This is a genomic window from Synechococcus sp. R55.7, assembly GCF_047461955.1.
GTDB lineage: Bacteria > Cyanobacteriota > Cyanobacteriia > Thermostichales > Thermostichaceae > Thermostichus.
Genome location: NZ_JANSIC010000374.1, coordinates 1 through 1,131 on the forward strand (window position 1 = coordinate 1; position 1,131 = coordinate 1,131).

Sequence of the window (1,131 nt, forward strand, 5' to 3'; positions counted from 1 at the left end):
GACAAGCCACAAAATGCCCCGCGCTCACCTCGCGAAAGGCCGGGGGTGGATCTTGGCCTGTTCCTTCCCTGGGGGGAACTCACACCAGACGACCCAAGCGCTCCCGCAACTCAGCGGCGGCCTGCTCCAGGTGCTCAGGGGTGTAACCGGTGGTCTCTACCCTGACAGCAAGGTGGATGTCCTGGCTCTGGTGGAGATGGATCCACAAGATGTGGCGGCCGTCCTCTGTTTTGCGGTTTGCAGCTTTGACGCTGTTTTTGGGGGCAGAGTAAGCGTGCGGGTCGTAGCGGACCAGATCCACCCAGGGAATGTCTCGCAGGAGTTTTTCCACCTTGACCCAGCTGCGAGGACGGTGGTGGCTGCTGTCGACCTGCAGCTGGATGACTTCGGAGCGAGGTCGGCCTGAAAAGGACTCCGTCCCGCTGGCGCGATCGGACTCCGTCCCGCTGGCGCGATCGGGAAGACCTGCCCGAGGGATCCGGGGCTGAACTTCCGGCTGTAGGTAGGGCAGGTAGACCAAAGACTTGTATTGCTCATGGATGTAGCAAACTGGGATCCCCAATTGGCTGCCCACCACAGCCATGATCATGGCTTGGGCTTTGAACCCACCGGTGGCGGCAAAGGTGACGATCCCCTTGGCGCTCTCTGCCAACTGTTTCAACAGCTCGGCCATCCGCTCCAGAGAGGATCCCTCTAGCTCGTAGTCGATGCCGGGAAGGGGCACCAGAGAAACCTGTTGTTGGCCCAGTTCTCTTTCAAAGAAGAGCTTCAAAATCCGGGCACACTCCAGCCCATTGCGGAGTGCAGCAGAACCAAAGCATCGCCGGGGGTGGGATCCAGGCGGTAGTAGGTGTTGGTTAAGGACTCCGTCCCGCTGGCGCGATCGGCGCTGATCAGCTCCAGATCGGTTCTTTTCATCCAGGCCAGCGCTTGCTCCGGATCCCCGATGGTTTTTTGTCCCACCCAGGGGCGCTGCGGCTGCAGGTCTTTGTCAAGGTTGGTGAGCAAGGAGGTGCCCACAGTCATGATGATGGTCTGCATGATAGGCGGTTAACTCAAATTTTTCGAGAGCTCTGTCTTGCTTTGCGCCCAGAGCAGCTGGACTTTGCCGATTCTGCTATCTTCTCTGAT

At 59.3% G+C, this 1,131-nt stretch carries 2 protein-coding genes; both read right to left on the reverse strand.

All coding sequences use genetic code 11. From position 1 onward, the window contains the following. Window positions 1-79: 79 nt before the first annotated feature. On the reverse strand, window positions 80-772 hold the full coding sequence (locus tag NW820_RS12580; protein ID WP_414407668.1) for a putative CRISPR-associated protein: 693 nt from the start codon (window positions 770-772) through the stop codon (window positions 80-82). Further along, window positions 769-1,026, reverse strand: coding sequence for a hypothetical protein (locus NW820_RS12585; protein ID WP_238376877.1), 258 nt, complete (start codon window positions 1,024-1,026; stop codon window positions 769-771). Before NW820_RS12585 ends, NW820_RS12580 begins: the two co-directional genes overlap by 4 nt. Window positions 1,027-1,131 lie beyond the last annotated feature (105 nt).